The following is a 20,072-nucleotide window of genomic DNA, read 5'->3' as shown; positions in this document are numbered from 1 at the left end:
TGCAAGTCGGCTGGTTAATCTTGCTGCTGCTGTTGCCCTTGGGCAGCCTGGCAGCAGAAAAGCGGCAATTACACCTGGGTGTTTTTGCCTACCGGCCTGCTGAGCAGATGCAGGAGCGCTTTCAACCTTTGGTCGACTACCTGAATGAACACCTGCAGCAGGCAGAAATCCGGCTGCAGGTGCTGGATCAGGCCGCTTTAACGGAAGCTGTGCATCAACGCAAGATTGATCTGGTGATGACCAATCCCAGTCACTACAACCTGCTGCGCCACCATTATGCGCTGCAAGGGCCCCTGGTCACCTTGGTCAATCTGGAACAGGGTATTCCAACCCGTTCTCTGGGTGGCGTGATTCTGGCCAGGGCCAACAACGGCATCTCTGATATTAAACACCTGCGTCAGCAGCAGATTGCCATACCAGGCACCTGGTTTCTGGGAGGGTATCAGACCCAGGTTTATGAATTGATGCAGCATGGCCTGTTACCCCATCAGGATTACACCCCTGTTGAACTGGGCAGCCATGATGCAGTGATCAAGGCACTGTTGGCGGGGCATTATGCTGTTGGTTTTGTGCGTACAGGCATTCTGGAGTCGATGCTGCACCAAGGGGTGTTGGCATCTGACCAGCTACAGGTGCTCAACCCCATGCCTCAGCCAGACTTTCCCTTCCAGGTATCGACTCGCCTTTACCCCGAGTGGCCACTGGCTGCTGTCGGTGAATGCAGTTGTACCCGTGAGCTGGTGCGAGCCTTGTTGAATCTGTCACCGGATCACCCGGCGGTGTTATCCCTCGGCATTGATGGCTTTTCCCCACCGGCTGATTATTCGGTGATGGACCGCCTGGCTTATGCACTCAAATTACCGCCCTATGATCAGGCTGAACAGCTGAGTATGCAGCAGCTGTGGCGTCAATACCCGCTGTGGATGTTATCCATCAGCAGTTTTCTGGCCTTTGCGCTGGCTTTTGCCCTGGCCTTGTTGATGTTTAACCGGCGTTTGCGGCTGGCCAATCATCGTTTTAACTCCTTGTATCAGCACTTGCCCTTGCCGGTGATCATGCTTGATCCCCTCAAGGGTGTGTTTGTTGACTGCAATCCGGCGATGCCCCGCTTGCTGGGGTTAAGCAATGCCCAGCAGCTGATAGGAAAACGCCCGGAAGAGGTGTCACCAGTTTTTCAACCGGATGGTAGCCGCAGTGCTGTTCTGGCGGCGGCCATTTTCAGAAAACTCCAGGATCAGGAGTCAGCCAGTTTTGAGTGGGTACACCTAAAGCAGGATGGTCATGTTTTACTGGTGGAAGTGACCCTGATACCCGTCGAAATCCACTCAAGGAAATTGGTGCTGGGTGTGATCCATGATGTCACCCGCCGCCGCGAAGCAGAGCAGGCACTGGAACAGAAAAATCAGGCACTGGAGGCGTCCAATGCCGAGCTGGAACAGTTTGCCTACATTACCAGCCATGATTTGCGGCAGCCGCTGCGGATGATCAGCAGTTATTTACAGTTGCTGGAGCGTAAACTGGCTGATGGTCTGGCCGCGGACACCCGTGAAATGCTGCACTACGCCCTGGATGGATCCCGTCGCCTGGATCAGATGCTGGTATCCTTGCTGGAGTACTCCAGGGTGGGCCGCAAGGGGCAGCCTAAAGCACTGTTATCTGCACAAACGGCAATCAATGAAGCGCTGCAGTTTCTGGAGCCGCTGATACAGGAGCAACAGGCCCGTATTCAGCTGCTGGCAAAACACTGGCCAACCCTGTATGTGAGCCCGGATGAGTTGACGCGTCTGTTTCAGAACCTGATCGGGAACGCCCTGAAATACCATCAACCGGGTCAATCCCCTGAGGTAAGACTGGATGTTGAGCCATTAACCCCGGATGGTGCTGCAGGCTTCTGGTGTTTTACTGTTGAAGATCAGGGCATCGGCATAGCACCGGATCAGATTGAGCGTTTGTTCCGTGTATTCCAGCGCTTGCACACACGCACTGAATATGAAGGCACAGGCATCGGCCTGGCGGTTTGTCGCAAGATCGTTGAGCGTTATGGGGGTCGCATCTGGGTGGAGTCACCGGGTGAAGGCAAGGGATGCCGTTTCTGTTTTACCCTGCCGGTGGCAAGGGAGGGGTTATGAAACACCTGCTACTGCTGTTTGTGCTGAGCTTTAATGCCTCACTGGTGGCAGCGCCCCTCCGGGCACTCATCATGGAAACGGAACCCTGGGGATTCCATGATGAAACCACTGGCCAGGCCATGGGAATCTGGCTGGAGATTGCCGCTTTGATTGAGGCAGAATCGGGTTTGCAGCAGCAAAAACGCCTGGTTCCCTATGCGCGGGTGCTGGAAAGCCTGCATTATGGTGATGCGGATCTGAGTTACCTGATTCGTGCTCCTGCGCGGGATGGCGAGGTGCAGCATGCCGGTTATTTATTCAGTTTCGGTTCTGTGGTGCTGGCGCGTGAAGGCATCAAACTGGAGCGTTATGAAGATCTGGCCGGATTACGCATTGGTGTATTGCGTGGCATTCGTTTGTCACCGCGTTTTGATGCGGATACCAGCCTGAACAAGGTTTATCTGCGTAACTATGAAACCCTGATTGGCATGCTGGCAGCAGGACGACTGGATGCCATCAGCGGTAACAGCCTGTCCTTGATGTACCTCAGTGAGCAATTGCAGGTAAGTGAGTTACTGGGTGACCGGTTGGTGTTACAGGCAACACCCGTGACGGTGCAGTTTTCCCTCCATTATGAAGACACCCAGCGCATGGAAAGGATTCAGCAGGCCGTTGAGCGATTACAACAGAGTGGCGCCATTGAGCAGGTGCTGGACCGCTGGGCTGGCCCTGACTGGCGAGTGACAAGGGAGAGTGAGTCATGAAGGATCTGACCGATAGCCTGGCCTGGCGTCAGACACGGTTGACACTGGTGGCTGCCATCACGCTGGGTGTTTTACTGAGTCTGGTGATGATTGCCGTGGATTACCGTCAGACCCGGTACCACATCAAACAATCCGGCCAGGAGTTGCTGTTGACTGCCACCAACACTGCCACCCAGGCTGCCTGGACGCTGGACGCCAATCTTGCTGAAGAGGTGCTGGATGGTTTGTTTGCAGTACAGGCTGTGGTGTATGGCGAGCTGGTCACTGAGCGGGGACGATTACTGGCTACCAAGGACCGGCGTGGCGAGCAGCAAGCCCCTTTTTTGGCGCGTGTGCTCGGTGATGAGCTGACTTTCACCCAACCATTGATCTGGCAACAGGCGTTTACAGCAGAAACCCAGTCTGTTGGTCACTTGCAGATTCGAATCAATGGTGGTCTGGCAGGTACGGATTTTCAGCGCAGGATACTCTGGGAGCTGATTTTAGGTGTGGTCAGGAACATCCTGCTGGCCTTTGTGATCCTGTATATTTCCAGCCGACTGATGACCCGTCCGCTGGCTTATTTGACGCGTCAGTTGCAGCAGCGCCATGACCGCCGGTTTGAGCCACTGCAACTGCAGGCAGGGCATGAACGGGATGAGTTGGGTAAGGTGGTGCAGGCATTCAACGAACTGGCAGATTACCTGCAGCAGGCACGCGCAGAACAGTTACGACTCAGTGAAATCATGGCGCATCACTTGCAGGAACCGGCAAGGCGGCTGGTGAGTTTTTCCCAGCGCCTGGAGCACAGCCTGGTGTTGAGGCATCAGCAGGATGTGGATCTGTCCATCGAATTTATCAAGACCCAGTCCCTGCGTCTCAGTGAGCTGGTGCGTGATGTGCAGCATTATCTGGCGCTGGAGCAATTACAGCCTGAAGCGGCGGTGCTGCATCTGGAGCGTTTTGTTCAGGATCAACTGGCTTCACCTGCTTATGTGCAGCGTTTGCAACCAGCCAGAGTGGAAGTGGATATTGCTTCAGACATCAGGGTGTTGATACCGACGGTACACCTGCGTGAAGTGATGGAGGTGTTGCTGAATAACGCCCTGTTATACAAAAAGGATGGCCAGCCACTGCACTTGCAAATCAGCGCAGAAGTCGGCACTGGATACAAGACCCCCGGCACTGCAGGTGAACCTGTGCTGATGCGGATTGCTGATAATGGCATGGGCCTTGAAGCAGCCTACCGGGAGCAGGTGTTCCAGTTGTTCGCCCGTTTGGTGCCGGGAACCAGCCGTTATCCGGGTACCGGCATGGGGCTGGCAGTGGTAAAAAAAGTTCTGGCAATGCATCATTGCTCGATCTGGATGGAAGACTCACCGCTGGGCGGTGTTTGTGTGGTATTTGAGCTTCCCCGATTTACGGATAGCCGACTGGTGGCAGGAAGATTGGTGGATGCTGCCCGGTCAGAAAAACAACGAGGTGACGATGCCCCAGCATAAGCCACTACTGGTGTTGTTGGAAGATGACCCGGATGAGGCGCATCTGTTGCAGTGGCAACTGCAGCAACATCCTGAACCGGGCTTTCAGGTTCTGGTGGCTGAAACACTGGCGGCTTTTTTCCAGTTATTAAAAAACCTGCCGGAACAGCCAGCCTTGCTGTTGGTGGATTTAAACCTGCCGGACAGCAGTGGATTAAATACCGTTACAGCCTGCCGCAGTTGTTTGCCGGATGTGCCACTGGTGGTTCACAGCGGCTGGTTCGATGTTGCGGAACAAAAAGACTTGCTGGCAGCAGGCGCACAAGCCTGTTTGACCAAAGGACAGCCCCCTGCTGTGTTGATCAACCAATTGCTGAAGCTGCTGGAGAGATAAATGAAACGTCTGCTGTTGCTGTTGTGCCTTCTGCTCTGGTTGCCTCTGCAAGCGGCAGAGACCTGGCTGGTCGGTTTTGCCCAGGATACCCTGGCCAATGACTGGCGCAAGGCTCAGGTTCGAGACGTACAGGAGGCTTTGGCAAAACACCCCAATATCCGTTTTGTGGTGACCGACGCGCAGGGAGAAACAGCGCTGCAGGCGCGCCATATTGAAGACCTGCTGCTGCAAGGGGTGGATGTGTTGATCACCAGTCCACGGGATCAGGTGGCCCTGGCACCGGTGATTCGCCGGGTGCACGAAGCGGGTGTGCCGGTGATCCTGTTATCTCGTGGAATTGAAGGCGACAGTTTTACCAGTTTTGTTTATCACGATAACCAGGCACTGGCCCGTCAGGCAGCAGAATATCTGGTAGAGCAGTTGCAAGGGCAGGGGCATATCCTGATGCTGGAGGGAATACCTGGTGCATCAACGACCGTGGATCGACGCGAAGGGTTTCTGGCCGTCACCCGTGAGCATCCCGGTATTCGTGTGACTCAGCGCACGGCAAACTTCCTGCGGGCTGATGCCATTATGGCAGTGGATCAACTGCTGCTGGATGGCCAGCGTTTTGATGCCATTTATGCCCAGAGTGACAGCATGGCAGCTGGTGCACGCCTGGCCCTGCAGCGTCATGGTATTGATTTGGGCAGTGTACCGCTGGTTGGCATCGACTTTATTCGTGAAGCCCAGGCAGCCATCCGTGCCGGGCATCAGTCCATGAGTTTCACTTTTCCAACCGGCGGTCGTGAAGGGGCTGCATTGGTTTTACAACTGCTGGCCGGTGAGCCGGTGCCAAGGTATGTACTGATTCCTTCCGAAGCAGTCACTATCAACAATGTGGAGCTGATGGAGCCAATATTCTGATGCGATCCCTGACGATCAGAACCCGGCTGCTGCTGCTCACGCTGGGTGTGTCTTTTGGCACCCTGCTGGTTGCCGCACTGCTGATTGACCGGCATTTGCTGGGTTATCACCGGGATCTGGCACAACAGGAAATAACGGAAGGTTTTGCCCGGCTGGAATCACAGTTGCAGCAGTTTCAGGCAAGGCTGGAGCTGGAGGCGGGAGTGCTGGCCAGTAACGAGCGACTGGTGGCATCGGTGGATCTGATCAATGCCTACCAGAACCCCGAGCAATACCAGGCCATCCTGTTTGATGAAGAAAAGCGCAGCATCAGTCAGCGGTTGTTAACGGCTTTACTCAGTGGTCAGGCGCAGCAGGCGTTTGTTTACAGCCTGCAGCAGGAGTTGGTCAGTCTGGTTGCAGTGGGGGATCAACACAATCTGCAAGTGATTACCAGTTATGTGGATGCCCAGCCGTTACTGCTTGTGTTGCAGGGGGATCCGCAAGACTTTTTCTGGCCGGAGCAGTCACTGGAAACCAGCCTGCAACAGCGGGCACAGTCCCATGATGTCCTGGATCAACAGTCAGCGCTTTCACCCATGCAGGGAGGCCTGTTGCTGGAGCATGGTCGTACACTCTGGCGCTCCTTGCCCGATGGTCGTCGCTTGCCGGTAGGTCAATTGGTACTGTCCCGTTGGCTGGATGATGACTATTTATCCCGTTTGTTGCCAGACCACCTGACCTTCCACCTGTTGGAGGCCAGGGCTGCAGGGGTTAAACCGGGTGTTATTCAGCAGGACAGTGAAGGGTTTTATGCGTTACAGCAATTAATGTCCAGCCACAATCAGCCAATATTCCTGCAATTGCGTTATCCCCTGCATTTGTATGAAGCATCACGCAAAACCACTCGCAGGGCCATTTGGCTGGCTGTACCCTTGACGTTTCTGTTGGTGTTGCCACTGGCGTTATGGTTGCTGTTCCGCTTGATCACTCACCCGCTGGGCAATCTGATGCAGGGGGTTGAACGCCTGCGGGCAGGTAACTATGAACAGCTGGTGCCGATCAGGTCTGGTGATGAGTTGGGGCAACTGGCACAGGCCATGAATCAGATGGCGGTTGAAATCAGGCAGCGTGAACAGGATTTGCACCAGGTGAACCAGGATTTGCGTCGCCTGAGTGAAGTGATGGCACATCACTTTCAGGAGCCGGTGCGGCGACTGCAGGTGTTTTCCGAGCAGTTACAGCAGTCGGAAGCGTTAACGGGTGATGAAAAAAACCGCCTGGCGCTCACGTTTATCCAGCAACAATCACGGCGTTTAAGTCAGTTGGTGCGGGATGTTCAGCAATATCTGGCGCTGGAGCAGGTACAACCGGAATTTGAGTGGCTGGATAGCCGCGTTGAGCTAACCCGGTTATTAACAAGCTCACCGCTGCGATCACGTCTGGATGCTGCAGGTGCCCGTGTGCTCCTGGGTGAGAACCTGCCGCAGGTGTGGTTTTCGACAAAACGTTTTCAACAGTTGTTTGCAATCCTGTTGGATAACGCACTGAATTATGCTTCACCCCAGCGGCCACTTGAAGTACACATTGACGCACACAAGGAGGCGCAGAGCTGGGTATTTTCGGTGGCCGATAATGGCAGCGGGATTGATCCGGTTTACCTGCAGCAGGTGTTTGACTTGTTTGTGCGTCTGGTGCCTTCTGATTACCCGGTGGCAGGCAGTGGCATGGGGTTGGCGCTGGCGCGGCGTATGCTGCAACTGAGCGGTGGTGACCTGCGGGTTCGCACCAACAATAAGCAGGTTAAAGGTACACAGGAACAGGGCTGTGTGTTTGAAGTATTGATTGCTGACAGGAACCGGATAGATGGCTGAGCTTCACAATTTTTGTGTGCTGCTGGTGGAAGATGATGCTGCTGATGCACATTTAACCCGCATGGCTTTTGAAGAAGGGCGTCTGCTGGTGGATCTGCAGCATGCACTGGATGGCGTTGATGCATTTGATTATTTGCATCAGCAGGGGCGGCACTCGCAAGCCCCGCGGCCTGACTTGATCCTGCTGGACCTGAACATGCCGCGTATGGATGGTCGCAGTTTTCTGGAGCGGATCAAACAGGATGAGGATTTTCGCCAGATACCGGTGGTGGTATTGACCACCTCCGAGGCAGAGAGCGACATTCTGGCCTCTTACAATCTGGGTGCAGCCGGGTTTATTGTAAAACCAGTTGAAATTGATCTGTTTATTCGTCAGGTACAGCAGTTGAAAGACTACTGGATCAGCCTGGTGCGTTTACCCGCTAATCGCTGAGGCAAGGAACAAGGTTATGTCCAGACATGAGCAAGACGCCGTTCCAGTGGTGCTGCTGATCGAAGATGAACCCGGTGATGCCCGGTTAATTCGTTACCAGCTGCAGGAACGCTCGGGTGAAACCTTCCAGGTGTTGGAAGCATCAAGCCTGGGCGCAGCAGTCAGCTTGTTGCGGGAGCAGCAGGTACAGCCGGATGTGATACTGCTGGACTTGAACCTGCCAGACTCCACGGGTACTCAGACGGTCCTGCGTTGCCGAGAGCTGATTCCTGATGTCCCGATTGTGGTATTGACCGGTCTGGATGATCTGGATGCAACTCGCCTGGCCATAGAGGCTGGTGCCGAGGATTACCTCAGTAAAGGTGCGGATGGCTCGGTGCTGCGCAAGGCGGTACATTATGCGCTGTTGCGCCATCAGCGTGATGCCAGTGAACGTCTGGCGCTGACGGTATTCAATCATGCCCGTGAGGGCATCATGATCACTGATGCTGAATCTCGGATCATTGAAGTCAACCCGTCCTTTACCCAGATTACCGGATACAGCCGTGAAGAAGCCCTGGGGCGTAACCCTTCGCTGTTAAGTTCTGGCCACCACGATGCCGGGTTTTACCAGCAGTTGTGGCAGGCGCTTAACGATAAAGGGGAGTGGCAGGGTGAAATTCGCAACCGCCGCAAAAACGGTGAGCTGTTTGTAGAAAGCATGACCATTCGCGCAGTGCGCGATGTAACCGGTCAGGTGCGGCAGTATGTGGCACTGTTCACGGATGTCACTGAACAAAAAGCCCTGCAGTCAGAGCTGGAGCATCTGGCTCATTTTGATGCCTTGACCGGTTTGCCGAATCGCGTGCTGTTCAATTATCGCCTGAAACAATCCACTGCTTTTGCTGATCGTCACCACAGTAGAATTGCTGTGGGCTATCTGGATCTGGATGGTTTTAAACCGGTGAATGATACCCATGGTCATGCTGCCGGTGATCGGGTGCTGGAGGTACTGGCCAAACGTATGGCTGCCTGTCTGCGGGAAGAAGACACCCTGGCGCGCCTGGGCGGTGATGAGTTTGCCCTGGTGCTGGAGTCAGTGACCCTTCCTGAGCAACTGAATGGTTTATTGAATCGACTGTTGGCTGTGGTCCGTGAGCCGGTTGAGTGGCAGGACCAGCAACTGCGGGTATCTGCCAGCATTGGCATTACCTTTTATCCGCAAAACTCGGATGTAACCGTCACCGAGTTGCTGGATCAGGCTGATCAGGCCATGTATGAAGCCAAGCAGGCTGGTAGAAACCGCTACGTGGTCTTCAAATGATGAATTGTATCTAAAATGTATCGTCAGGCATCACCAAAGTAACAAAATGACAGTTTAATGGTGTATGATAATCGCCTGTTAATGGCGGAGCGGTTATGAAAATACATTTTATTGCTGAACCTGATATCCAGGCCTTTCAGGCCGGTCTGGAGCAGTTGGCCAATGATCCAACCCTGCAGTCAGTACTGGTGTTTGCAGCTGATGCCAATCAGTGGACTGCCGATCAGCTGGACCCCTTGCTTCAGCAAACGCGCCTGCAGGTGGTAGGTGGTATTTTCCCGCAAATCATCCATGAGCAGCAGAACTACACCGAAGGTGCTGTGCTGGTAGCTCTACCTTGGTCAGTGCAATGGCAAGTGATTCCCCGGCTCAGTGATACTCAGGCTGATTTTGATACCCCCTTGTCCGCGCTTGCTGATGCATGGGAAGCACTGGAAGGCCCATCCACCCATCTGGTGTTGGTGGATGGCCTGGCCACCTGCATTGCCACACTGGTTGAATCCTTGTTTATCAACTTCGGGTTGGAGCGCAACTATTTAGGTGGCGGTGCCGGCTCACTGAGTTTTGTGCAGAAACCCTGCCTGCTGACCCCTCAAGGCTTGTGCATGGACGCTGCGTTGTTGATCCGTTTACCACTGGCCAGTGGTATTGGAGTTGCACATGGATGGCAAGCCATCAGCGAGCCGATGAAAGTAACCGCAGCCCATAAAAATCTGGTGCAGCAACTGGACTGGAAACCTGCATTTGAGACCTACCGCAGTCTGGTTGAACCCCATGCCGGTCAAGCCTTCACTGACAGCAATTTTTTTGATATTGCCAAGGCTTATCCTTTTGGCATCAGCAAGCTGGACTCCGAGATGGTGGTGCGTGACCCACTGATGCTAAAGGACCAGCAATCCATGGTTTGTGTGGGAGAGGTGCCGGAAGGAGCTTTTGTACGGGTACTGAATGGCACTCCGGAAACCTTGATTGCTGCTGCCGGGCAGGCTGCAAGTCTGGCACGTCAGGCCTGGGATGCTGAACAGACCAGCGCACCGCAACTGGCCTGTTTCATTGATTGCATTTCACGCGTGCTGTTTATGGAACAACAAATTGTTGAAGAGTTTGCTCAGGTTGCCGGTGATTATCCGCTGGTGGGTGCACTGACACTGGGTGAGATAGCCAATAGTGGTCGGGACTATCTTGAGTTTTATAACAAAACCGCTGTGCTGGGTTTGCTGGGCAAAGCCTGAGCCCTGTTGCGGTTAGCTTATGAAGCCAGGACCAGGCGTTAAACGCTGTGCATTGATGAACCGGACGGGTTGATGCTGAATCCATCACAAGAAACCGAACTGCTTTTTGAAATCTCGCTGGCGATTGGCAACAGCCTGGATACCGGCAAAATGTTGCGTGAGTCGCTGAGCACCCTGATGCGTGTGCTGAATTGCAGTGGTTGCGCGGTGCTTGAGTATCAGTCCCAGCCTCAAACACAGCCCCAATCACAGCTTCAGATGAGTGCTGATGCAGTGCTGCCGACAAGGCTGCAATGGCAAATGCTGCAAAGCCTGCCACGTCATTTTTTGCGTCAGCCAGAAGATGCACTCAGCCATTTTCCCGGTTTGTTTTTGCCTGACTCAGAAGGCTGCTTACCTGCTTTTGAAGCCAGTTTGCCGTTAACAGTTGAGTCTGCAGCAGGGGCGGCCTGCCACGCATTTGCCTTGCCCGGTGTGGGTGTATTGCTGCTGAAAAAAAATGCCAGTGCCTTACGTCCCGAGTTGCAGGCATCACTGCAAAAGCTGATGAACAAACTGGCCAATGCATTGCTGGCTTGTCGTTATGAAGCCCGGTTGCAGGAAAAAATCCGTGCGGCAGAGGCAGCCAGTCTGGCAAAAAGCCAGTTTCTGGCCAATATGAGTCATGAAATCCGCACCCCCATGAATGGGGTGATCGGCATGCTGGATCTGGTGATGGATAGCTCACTGGAAAGGGAGCAGCGTGAACACCTGAGCCTGGCGCGCCTGTCGGCCAGTCAGTTGCTGGAAATCATCAATCACCTGCTGGATCTCTCCAAAATTGAAGCCGGCAAGTTTGACCTGCAGCCGGAAACCACCGACCTGATCGAGTTGGTGGGTGCAACGGTAAAGTCCATGGCACCCCGTGCCTGGTCCAGAAACCTGCAGATCCACTATGACCTGCCGGAAGATCTACCCCGTTATGTCAGTGTGGATGCCACCCGCTTACGGCAGATTTTGATCAACCTCCTGGGTAATGCCATCAAGTTTACCGAGTGGGGGCAGGTCACCTTGACACTGGAGTACCTGACCGCTGTCGAGCCAGCCAGCTTCCGTTTTTGCATTCAGGACACCGGCATCGGAATTCCTGCTGATCGCTTGCAACAGGTTTTTAATCCCTTTGAGCAGGTGGACGCAGCCACCAACCGTAAATATGAAGGCACCGGCCTGGGGTTGGCGATTACGCGTCAACTGGTGGAAATGCAAGGTGGTCAGATCGCTGTCACCAGCGAACTGGGCAAGGGCAGCTGTTTCTGTTTTGAATTGCCCCTGTTGTTGGCAGAGGCACCAGAATCCCTGGATCGGATACCGGTGGATTTAAGCCAGCAACGTGTGCTGCTGGTGGATGATGAGCCGATGAATCGGCGAGTGATTACCGCCATGCTGCACAATGTTGGTGTGCAGGCGGAATGCTGCAGTTCTGCACCGGAAGCCATATTTCTGATCCGTCAGGCAGCACGTGCAAGCCAGCCATTTGCTCTGGTGTTGATGGATGCCTGGATGCCGGGCATGGATGGTTACCTGGCTACCGAAAAACTTCAGCAGGAGCAGTTACTGGATAGCACCCGGCTACTGATCCTGACCTCCTCGGCGGTAGCGGGTGATGCACGGCGGTGCCGGGAACTGGGCATTGCAGGCTACCTGACCAAACCCCTGACACTGAGTGAGTTGCGGCGGGCTTTGCAGGAACAGCTCAGCCATTGTGAAACTCCGTTGCATGAAACCACTGCTGATGGTGTGCTGAAAGGAATTAAAGTGCTGCTGGCGGAAGACAACCCCATCAACCAGCGGCTGGCGATTAAATTGCTGGAGAAAAAAGGCATTCATCCGGTGATTGCAGATAATGGTGCCAAGGCGGTCAGTCTCTGGCAGCAGCAGGATTTTGATCTGATCCTGATGGACGTGATGATGCCTGAAATGGACGGTCTGGAGGCCACCCGCTCGATTCGTGAGCAGGAGCAGAAAATGCCTGGCTGTCTGCCTACCCCTATTGTGGCAATGACGGCCAATGCCATGCAGGGCGATCGTGAGCGTTGCCTGGATGCAGGCATGGATGGTTATGTTTCCAAACCGGTACAACCCCAGGCCTTGTTTGATGAGATGAACCGGGTACTGGTATTGCAGGAAGATCTGCGTCCGGCAGGCAATACCCAGTCTCTCTTGTCTCTGGATGCGATGGTGGAAGCCCTTTCCGACTCAACCCTTGAAACCCTCATGAGTGCCCCGCTGCCGGGCAAAACTGAACAGAAGAATAGTGTGATGACTGATACCAACCTTTACGACTGGGCGCTGGCAGTGGACCACATCGGTGGTGATGAAGAGTTGCTGCTGGAAGTGTTAGCCATGTTTATGGGTGGTTTGCCGGAACACCTGGCACAGCTGGAAGCCGCTGTGGCTGAGTCACGTCTGCAACAGGTGGCTGAGGTTGCTCATACCCTCAAGGGTTTGCTGGGAACCTTCTGTGCAACAGAGGCAGTGGAAGCAGTGCTGGCACTGGAGCTGGCGGCTAAGCAGGGGCAGAACCCAGAAGCCCTGCTGACACAAGTACAAGAGCAGCTGGCAAGATTACAGCCAGTCTTGCAACAACGTCTGGATGCTTGAGTGATGAGTCAGAGCGCCTTGCCCAGTGATGAGGCACGTTATTGCATTGCTTTGCAGCCCATTTGTGATGCCCAACTGCATCATGTGGCGGATGAACTCTTGTACCGCGCCCATGGGGGTGCCTTGCAGGCTGATATCACTGACCCCCTGATTGCCACGGCCCGAGCTTGCAGTGCAGCGTTTTATGAAATTGGTCTGGATGCGCTGGTCGGCTCGCGTCAGTTGTACCTGAATGTTTCACCCGACTGGTTGGCCCGCCCCGAACTCTTGCCTTTACCCGTAGAACAAGTGGTGATTGAGTTACCCGAAGTGGTGCCAGACTTTGATCTGGTCTGCAATCTGCGTGCTGCACACCAGCAGGGGTATCGCATGGCAGCAACCCTGGGTTGGTTGCAAGGGCCGGGACAGTCACTGCTGGAGCTGGTGGACATCGTGAAGGTGGATGTACGCCAACCACAGGCTATGGCGGTTGTGCCCAGCCTTAAAGCAGCAGGTAAAACCCTGCTGGCTGCTTTTATTGAGCAGGCAGAAGCACTGCAGGCAGCGCGGGATGCAGGTTTTGATCTGTTTCAGGGTTACTTTTATGCCTTGCCTCAGGCCATCCAGTCGCTGGGCAGTGGTCCACGGCGGGGTAATCGGGCGGCAGACATGAAGCTGCTGCGTACCCTCTATGACCCAGAAGTGGATATCCGTCAGTTGGAACGGCTGATTGTACAGGATCCTCATTTATGTCATTTGCTGTTCAAGCGGGTTAACTCGGCTTCGGAGCGGCGTTTACACCAGATCAGCAGTGTCAGTCAGGCCATTACCCTGCTGGGACTGGATAAAATTCGTGCGCTGACGGCCACCCTGCTGCTGGCCGCCAATGAGCCGGTCAAGCGTTTGCTGGTGTTTCAGATGCTGGTACGGGCCAGCATGGCACGCCAATTGGCAAGCCACCTGGAGGGTGTGGATGCAGACATGGCCTTCACCACTGGCTTGTTTTCAATGATGGAACAGTTGGAAGGTGTGGCGCTGGAAGTGCTACTCAAGGAAGCCTTCATGGACCCCCAGGTGGTGGCGGCACTGCTGCAGCATCAGGGTGAACTTGGCAAAATCCTGCAGGTGATTGAATCCTTTGAACAGGCCAGCCTTGAAAAGCGCTCACAGAAACAGGTGGAAATCCTGAATCGTAAGTACCTGAGCAGTGTGGCCTGGGCGCAGGATATGATGGCCATGACTGAAGAAAATTAAGAAATATCTGAATTACAGACTGCTGCTCCTCTGCTGCTTTATCACCTTAACTCAAGTCCTCCCCGGGCTTGGGTGGTGGTGATTTTTAAAAGTTGGCATTAGTTATACAAATGCTATACATTAACTGAATGAAGCCTATGCTTGAAATGTTTCAGGATTGTAACAGTGACACGGAGTGGAATTTTTTTCGCTCCGTTTTTTTATTGCTGCAAGCAAATTGAAACATTAGAGTGCCGCCAACTTGTTTTAGTCATTTCTGGAGTAGAAGCATGACCATAGCGCAACGTCTGTATCTGGGGTTTGGATTGGTAATCGCCCTGATTCTGGTAATTGCCCTGGTGGGATGGGTAAAAATCGGTGCGGTGGATGCAGTCCTCACCCAGGTGAATGATGTGGATTCCAGAAAACAGCGTTTTGCCATCAACTTCCGTGGCAGTGTGCACGACCGGGCCATTTCCATTCGCGATGCCGTGCTGGTGGATTCCAGTGCAGAGCGTCAGCCATTTTTGCGTGAAATCACCGAGTTGGATGCTTTTTATCAGCAGTCGGCACGTGAAATGGATCAGCTGTTTGCCAGTCATCAGGCGAGTAGTGAGGAACGTCAGTTGCTGGGTAATATTCAGGCGATAGAAAAGCGAACCGTCCGCCTGACCGAAAACACCCTGAACCTGCTGGCCCAGAGCGATTCGGAGGCAGCACGTCAGTTGTTGATGACCCAGGTCTCACCGGCTTACAGCGAATGGCTGGCAGCCATCAACGCCTTTATTGATTACCAGGAGCGTGACATTCAGCGGCAGGTGGCGTTTGTGCGTGCTGAAACCAGCGGCTTCCAGACCCTGATTCTGGTCATTGCCGGGGTGTCTCTGGTGCTGGCGGTGGTGATCAGTGTGCGTCTGGTGAATAACCTCAGCCGTACCATTGGTGGTGAACCGGAAGTGGCTGCACGTCTGATTCGTCAGGTGGCATCCGGTGACTTGACGCTGGATATTCCGACCCGTCACCCAGACAGTATCATGGGTGCAGTGGCCAGCATGACACGCCAGTTGGCTGGCATTATCAAGGAAGTGGCTCAAAGCTCTGAAACCTTGTCCAGTGCTGCGCAGCAGATGAGTGAGCGAGCCCGTCGTAACCAGCAACTGGTGAGCATGCAGCGTGAACAGACCGAGCAGGGTGCTGCGGCCATCAGTCAGATGTCTGCAACTGTGCAAGGGGTGGTTGGTCACACACTGATGGCTTCAAACCTGGCCAATAGCGCCCACGAAGAAACCCTGGCCGGTGGAGCAGAAGTGAAGCGCACCCTGACCAGCATTGATGAGCTGGCTTATCAGGTGCAGGAAGCCGGTCGTGTGATCGACCAGTTGTCAGAAGACAGCAATGCCATTGGCACCGTGCTGGAAGTGATTGAAACCATTGCAGAGCAAACCAACCTGCTGGCACTGAATGCGGCCATCGAAGCTGCACGTGCCGGTGAGCATGGTCGAGGTTTTGCAGTGGTGGCCGATGAGGTGCGTGCATTAGCCAGTCGTACCCAGGAGTCCACCCGTGACATACAGCAGCGCATTGAAAAGATGCAAAGTGGCGCCCGTGGTGCTGTTGAAGTGATGGAGCGCGGGCGTAACAAGGCTGCCCAGAGTGTGGAGCAGGCTCGACGTGCGGGTGACTCTCTGGAGGCTATTCAGCGCTCGGTGAATGACATCAATGACATGAATACCCAGATTGCCAGTGCAGCGGAAGAACAGTCAGCGGTGGCAGATGAAATCAATCGAAATTTCAGCAGCATCACCGAAGCTTCTGAAGAAGCGGCTCAGGGCATGCAGGAAAACGTGGAAGCCAGTCGTGCTCTGGCTGAGCTGGCTCGAAACTTACAGTCGAGTGTTGGCAAGTTCAGGGTTTAGCAGGTAAGCGCTTAATCCGGTAATAACTGAATCCAGTAATAACCTGGCAGGGGGCACACCCTGCCAGTGTTTTTGGCTCAGAATCAGCCAGCAGAAACCCAGGCCTGGCACCAGCCTTTGGGCTCAAAGGAGAAGTTGGGGATCAGTGTGCAGCCATTGGTGGCGGCGACCCAGAAGCGGCAGTTGTCACAATAGGCATCGGCTTTAAAGCTGGGATGGCCGGAGGCGCTGGCAGCAACATGCACATAGTTCAGTGCTCTGGCCTGAGGGTGGTCTTCACTGATCAGCGGCAGGCTGGATGCAAACACCTGGGGTGTCATCACGCCCATACCCAACGGCAGGGCTGCCAGACTAAATAATCCCTTTTTCAACAGGTTGCGGCGAGTCATGGTGCAGCTTGTTTTTTTCATGATTTTTCCCGTCATCAGTTTATTGGAAACGGTGGTTCCACCACCCTTACAAACTATACCTGGTGTGACTGGCTTGTCTTTTAAATCCCGCTATTGTTGTTTGATTTTTAAAATGAAATTGACATGCATCAGGATTTCTACAAACATCAGGACTTCTATAAAAGGTGTGTGGCTGTCACGCAGCGCCCACCCTGGCTGTATTGAAGGTGGTCAAAACTGATCTTGCTGGCCACCATGATGCCGCGACCATGGTTGTCCAGTGCCCGATCCAGGGAAAATTCCAGATACTGCTCAAAATCAAATCCTGCTCCTTGATCTTCAATGGTGAACACCAGACTTTCAGGGTTGCGCATCAGAGTGACGCGAGCCAGCCGATCCTTGAACTGCGGTTGTTCCAGTCTCCGGTTGATTTCTTCCTTTAATTGCTGTGTTTCAATCAATCGGGTTTTTTCATCGTAACTGATGCCCAGGTTGCCATGTTCCACGGCATTGATTAACAGCTCATACAGCCCAATGCTGACCTTGTCCGGGTTGTTGCCCAGGCGAGCCAGGAAAGCCGATAACAGGGTGGCATCACGCGGTGTTCGAAATTGAAAACAGGCCTGATGCAGCAGCTCCAGCGACTGGTCAATCTGGCTCATTTCCGCACGCACTGCACGGTGGTTTTCCAGATCACTGATGGCTGCTTCAACCACTGACAGTAATAACTGGCGGTCCAGGGGCTTGGTCAGGTAGTAAAAGGCTCCGGCAGCAATGCACTGATGCACTTCATCGGGGCTGTTACTGCCTGTTTGCATGATCACAGGCAGGTGGGTGTGTGGCCCTTGTTTGATGTCCTGCAGCAGTTCCAGACCGGTTTTTCCCGGCATCTGGTTGTCCAGCAATATGGCGCTGAAATGCTCCACGGGGTAGGCATCCAGCTGTGCAGCGGCCTGATGGGCATCTTCCGCAGTGACACAAGAGAAACCAGCCTGGGTCAGCAGGCTGTGCATGATTTTCAGGCTGATGGGATCATCATCCACCAGCAGTAGCTGATGGTTTGTTGCAGTGTTCATCAGGTTTTTTCCAGCCATTTCCTTAAAATGTCAATCAGGCTTTCCATGCGATAGGGCTTGGCTAAAAAATCATCCATACCGGCAGCATGGCAAAGGTCCCGGTCCTCTGTGCTGGCATTGGCCGTCAGGGCAATGATGGGATGGTAATAACCGCTGGCCCGCAGGCTGCGAGTAGCAGTGTAGCCATCCATGACCGGCATCTGACAGTCCATCAGAATCAGGTCATAGGCTTGTTTACCAGCCAGTTTTACTGCTTCTTCACCGTTCACGGCAAGATCCGGTTTGATGCCAAACTTGCTCAGCAGTTTGACGGCCAGCAGCTGGTTGACGGTGTTGTCCTCAACCAGCAGCAGTTTTTTATCGGGCCAGTGAGGTGTCTGCAATGCCTGATCCTGAGAGCGCTGAGGGGGTTGGCAGGGGTGATAAGGAATCTCAAGCCAGAAGGTTGATCCCTGTCCTGGCTGGCTGCTGAAATCCATCTGCCCATGCATCAGTTCGACCAGCTCTTTGGAGATTTTCAGGCCCAGTCCGGTGCCACCATATTTGCGGCTGGTGGTGCTGTCCGCCTGAGTGAAACTCTGGAATAGCTGCTGCGCGGCTTCGGGTGCAATGCCGATGCCGGTGTCGGTAACACTGATGCGCAATCTGCCAGTATTGGCCAGCGCCAGTGCCAGGGTGATCTGGCCTTGTTCGGTGAACTTGAAGGCATTGGAGAGCAGGTTGTTGAGGATCTGTTGCAACCGCAGTGCATCACCACTGACCCACTGACTGAGTGCCGGATCGACCTGAGTGACCAGTAGCAGCCCCTTGCGTGCTGCTTCATTACGGAAGGTTGCCTGCAACTGCAGTGTCAGCCGATTCAAATCCAGTGGCAGGTTTTCCAGCGTCATTTTACCGGCTTCAATCTTGGAAAAGTCGAGGATGTCGTTCACCAGTCCCAGCAGCAGTTCAGCCGAACTGCGGGCCAGTGCAACCTGCTCGGCCTGTTCAGCATCCAGCCGGGTGTGTTCCAGCAGGGTCAACATGCCCAGCACACCATTGATGGGGGTGCGGATTTCATGGCTCATATTGGCCAGAAACTGGCTTTTGGCATTGCTGGCTTCCTGCAGCCGCAGTTGGGTATCCTGGAGTTTGATGGCAGCCGCATTAAAACCGGTTTTGAATTCTTCCATATCACCCTGAAAGGGTGCGGTGATGCGTCGATCCAGATCACCCTGGGCCAGTTCAGTGATGGCGTTACTGGCTTCGTGAATGGCTTGCTCCAGGCTGCCAAACAGGCGATTCAGACTGGAGGAGAGTTCTCCCAGCTCATCATGGCTGAGGCTGTGAAAGCGGGCAGAAAAACGGTTGGAAGCCACCGCATCATTGATGGTGTGAACCAGGTCTTCCACTGGGCGAATGATGCGTTGATTCACCAGCCCCATCAGTAATGCCACCACGGCTATGACCACCACCAGTACGGCAATGACTGACAGGTAGATGGAAGTATGGCCTTGCTGGATGCGTGCCGTGAGAATTTCATCATCGGTGATCAGCAGGCTACGGCCGATGTATTCACCAGTGGAGTCCTGCATTGGCAGGTCAAACACCAGACGGTTATCCAGCAGGTGCAACTGACCACTCCCAGCGGTGAGGTTGGGTAAACGCTCACGAATACTGCGTGCCAGTTGGGGATCAAACCAGCTGCTGTGCGCCAGCAGGTAGTTCTCATCAAAAAACGGGCTGCTGCTATAGGCTGTCGGCATCTGGCCGTCAAAGCGCCGCAGAATGGTTTGCTGGTCAAGCAACAATAACCAGTCCATGTTTTCGGCAGCCAGTGCCCGAACCACTGAACCCAAGCCTTGTGTGACAGAGATGGCACCGATGATCTGGCCTTCATGAAACACGGGTGCAAAGCCCAGTACACCGGGGCCGGCATTACCAACACTGAAACTGGCGGCGGCAATGCCGCTGGTCAGCACCTGGTTCACCAGCGGATGGGGTGCAACACCACCGGTAAAGTCCGGCTGCCAGGAGCGAGCCAGAATGCGTCGCTCAGGGCTGATCACCTGAGCAAACACACTCTTGTATTCGGTGCTGGCAGCAAAATCCTGCTGCAAATGATGCAGTGCTGTAAAAGCCAGCGGGTGATCCTGTTGCAACAAACCCTGGATAACCCGTGGGTCACGGGCCAGGCTGGTGGCAATGGAGATGACCGCTTCCTGCTTGGCTGCCAGGCGCAGGCTGATTTCTTTTTCAGCCAGTACCGAGGCTTCCTGTCGCGCCAGGTGTTCCAGGGGTTTTACAATGCCCATCAGCATCACGGTGACCAGCAGTATCAGTACAGCGGAGGTGGTCAACAGGGCGCTCAGTAATAACGAGCGAAACAGAGACGTTCTTTTCATCC

15 protein-coding genes are annotated in these 20,072 nt (G+C 54.2%); 12 read left to right on the top strand and 3 right to left on the bottom strand.

What is annotated here, in order from left to right:
• Positions 1 to 20: 20 nt before the first annotated feature.
• The 12 genes from BT114_RS08375 to BT114_RS08320 all read left to right on the top strand — a co-directional run bounded on the left by BT114_RS08375 (position 21) and on the right by BT114_RS08320 (position 16,221).
• Positions 21 to 2,129: a PhnD/SsuA/transferrin family substrate-binding protein gene (locus BT114_RS08375; protein ID WP_177247066.1), complete on the top strand. Its 2,109-nt coding sequence runs from the start codon at positions 21 to 23 to the stop codon at positions 2,127 to 2,129.
• Positions 2,126 to 2,872, top strand: a complete 747-nt coding sequence (locus BT114_RS08370; RefSeq protein WP_072325912.1) for a substrate-binding periplasmic protein — start codon at positions 2,126 to 2,128, stop codon at positions 2,870 to 2,872. Before BT114_RS08375 ends, BT114_RS08370 begins: the two co-directional genes overlap by 4 nt.
• Positions 2,869 to 4,353: a sensor histidine kinase gene (locus BT114_RS08365; RefSeq protein WP_072325911.1), complete on the top strand. Its 1,485-nt coding sequence runs from the start codon at positions 2,869 to 2,871 to the stop codon at positions 4,351 to 4,353. Before BT114_RS08370 ends, BT114_RS08365 begins: the two co-directional genes overlap by 4 nt.
• The gene (locus BT114_RS08360; protein ID WP_177247065.1) at positions 4,340 to 4,726 is read left to right on the top strand and encodes a response regulator; all 387 of its coding nucleotides are present in this window, start codon (positions 4,340 to 4,342) and stop codon (positions 4,724 to 4,726) included. The genes BT114_RS08365 and BT114_RS08360 overlap by 14 nt, the downstream gene beginning before the upstream one ends.
• Positions 4,727 to 5,632 (top strand): substrate-binding domain-containing protein, encoded by a 906-nt coding sequence (locus tag BT114_RS08355; RefSeq protein ID WP_072325909.1) that lies wholly within the window; start codon positions 4,727 to 4,729, stop codon positions 5,630 to 5,632.
• Positions 5,632 to 7,485 (top strand): sensor histidine kinase, encoded by a 1,854-nt coding sequence (locus tag BT114_RS08350; RefSeq protein ID WP_072325908.1) that lies wholly within the window; start codon positions 5,632 to 5,634, stop codon positions 7,483 to 7,485. The genes BT114_RS08355 and BT114_RS08350 overlap by 1 nt, the downstream gene beginning before the upstream one ends.
• The gene (locus BT114_RS08345; RefSeq protein WP_072325907.1) at positions 7,478 to 7,918 is read left to right on the top strand and encodes a response regulator; all 441 of its coding nucleotides are present in this window, start codon (positions 7,478 to 7,480) and stop codon (positions 7,916 to 7,918) included. Before BT114_RS08350 ends, BT114_RS08345 begins: the two co-directional genes overlap by 8 nt.
• A gap of 16 nt (positions 7,919 to 7,934) precedes the next feature.
• Positions 7,935 to 9,221 carry a diguanylate cyclase gene (locus BT114_RS08340; RefSeq protein WP_072325906.1) on the top strand — a complete coding sequence of 429 codons (1,287 nt, stop codon included), beginning with the start codon at positions 7,935 to 7,937 and terminating at the stop codon, positions 9,219 to 9,221.
• 95 nt (positions 9,222 to 9,316) lie between these two features.
• Positions 9,317 to 10,453 carry an FIST signal transduction protein gene (locus BT114_RS08335; RefSeq protein WP_072325905.1) on the top strand — a complete coding sequence of 379 codons (1,137 nt, stop codon included), beginning with the start codon at positions 9,317 to 9,319 and terminating at the stop codon, positions 10,451 to 10,453.
• 72 nt (positions 10,454 to 10,525) lie between these two features.
• Positions 10,526 to 13,093 (top strand): hybrid sensor histidine kinase/response regulator, encoded by a 2,568-nt coding sequence (locus BT114_RS08330; protein ID WP_072325904.1) that lies wholly within the window; start codon positions 10,526 to 10,528, stop codon positions 13,091 to 13,093.
• 3 nt (positions 13,094 to 13,096) lie between these two features.
• Positions 13,097 to 14,326, top strand: a complete 1,230-nt coding sequence (locus tag BT114_RS08325) for an EAL and HDOD domain-containing protein (protein WP_072325903.1) — start codon at positions 13,097 to 13,099, stop codon at positions 14,324 to 14,326.
• 269 nt (positions 14,327 to 14,595) lie between these two features.
• A complete protein-coding gene (locus BT114_RS08320) occupies positions 14,596 to 16,221 on the top strand; it encodes a methyl-accepting chemotaxis protein (RefSeq protein WP_072325902.1) in 1,626 nt (541 codons plus the stop codon).
• A gap of 83 nt (positions 16,222 to 16,304) precedes the next feature.
• Here the strand turns inward: BT114_RS08320 and BT114_RS08315 are convergent, their stop codons facing one another.
• From BT114_RS08315 to BT114_RS08305, 3 genes are all read right to left on the bottom strand, one after another.
• A complete protein-coding gene (locus tag BT114_RS08315) occupies positions 16,305 to 16,631 on the bottom strand; it encodes a high-potential iron-sulfur protein (RefSeq protein WP_177247064.1) in 327 nt (108 codons plus the stop codon).
• A 155-nt stretch (positions 16,632 to 16,786) separates the two neighbouring features.
• On the bottom strand, positions 16,787 to 17,686 hold the full coding sequence (locus tag BT114_RS08310) for a response regulator (protein WP_072325901.1): 900 nt from the start codon (positions 17,684 to 17,686) through the stop codon (positions 16,787 to 16,789).
• A complete protein-coding gene (locus tag BT114_RS08305; protein ID WP_072325900.1) occupies positions 17,686 to 20,070 on the bottom strand; it encodes a hybrid sensor histidine kinase/response regulator in 2,385 nt (794 codons plus the stop codon). Before BT114_RS08305 ends, BT114_RS08310 begins: the two co-directional genes overlap by 1 nt.
• Positions 20,071 to 20,072: the final 2 nt, after the last annotated feature.

This window comes from Marinospirillum alkaliphilum DSM 21637, from assembly GCF_900119735.1.
Taxonomy (GTDB): domain Bacteria; phylum Pseudomonadota; class Gammaproteobacteria; order Pseudomonadales; family Halomonadaceae; genus Marinospirillum; species Marinospirillum alkaliphilum.
The sequence above is the reverse complement of the archived record's forward strand: the minus strand, read 5'-3'. Positions and strand labels throughout refer to the sequence as shown.

What these genes read in the sequence shown, in the direction of transcription:
- BT114_RS08365 (WP_072325911.1), top strand. Translation starts at nt 2,869, where the DNA reads ATGAAGGATCTGACCGATAGCCTGGCCTGGCGTCAGACACGGTTGACA.
- BT114_RS08315 (WP_177247064.1), bottom strand. Translation starts at nt 16,631, where the DNA reads ATGAAAAAAACAAGCTGCACCATGACTCGCCGCAACCTGTTGAAAAAG.
- BT114_RS08330 (WP_072325904.1), top strand. Translation starts at nt 10,526, where the DNA reads ATGCTGAATCCATCACAAGAAACCGAACTGCTTTTTGAAATCTCGCTG.
- BT114_RS08320 (WP_072325902.1), top strand. Translation starts at nt 14,596, where the DNA reads ATGACCATAGCGCAACGTCTGTATCTGGGGTTTGGATTGGTAATCGCC.
- BT114_RS08370 (WP_072325912.1), top strand. Translation starts at nt 2,126, where the DNA reads ATGAAACACCTGCTACTGCTGTTTGTGCTGAGCTTTAATGCCTCACTG.
- BT114_RS08325 (WP_072325903.1), top strand. Translation starts at nt 13,097, where the DNA reads ATGAGTCAGAGCGCCTTGCCCAGTGATGAGGCACGTTATTGCATTGCT.
- BT114_RS08355 (WP_072325909.1), top strand. Translation starts at nt 4,727, where the DNA reads ATGAAACGTCTGCTGTTGCTGTTGTGCCTTCTGCTCTGGTTGCCTCTG.
- BT114_RS08305 (WP_072325900.1), bottom strand. Translation starts at nt 20,070, where the DNA reads ATGAAAAGAACGTCTCTGTTTCGCTCGTTATTACTGAGCGCCCTGTTG.
- BT114_RS08350 (WP_072325908.1), top strand. Translation starts at nt 5,632, where the DNA reads ATGCGATCCCTGACGATCAGAACCCGGCTGCTGCTGCTCACGCTGGGT.
- BT114_RS08335 (WP_072325905.1), top strand. Translation starts at nt 9,317, where the DNA reads ATGAAAATACATTTTATTGCTGAACCTGATATCCAGGCCTTTCAGGCC.
- BT114_RS08360 (WP_177247065.1), top strand. Translation starts at nt 4,340, where the DNA reads ATGCCCCAGCATAAGCCACTACTGGTGTTGTTGGAAGATGACCCGGAT.
- BT114_RS08310 (WP_072325901.1), bottom strand. Translation starts at nt 17,686, where the DNA reads ATGAACACTGCAACAAACCATCAGCTACTGCTGGTGGATGATGATCCC.
- BT114_RS08340 (WP_072325906.1), top strand. Translation starts at nt 7,935, where the DNA reads ATGTCCAGACATGAGCAAGACGCCGTTCCAGTGGTGCTGCTGATCGAA.
- BT114_RS08345 (WP_072325907.1), top strand. Translation starts at nt 7,478, where the DNA reads ATGGCTGAGCTTCACAATTTTTGTGTGCTGCTGGTGGAAGATGATGCT.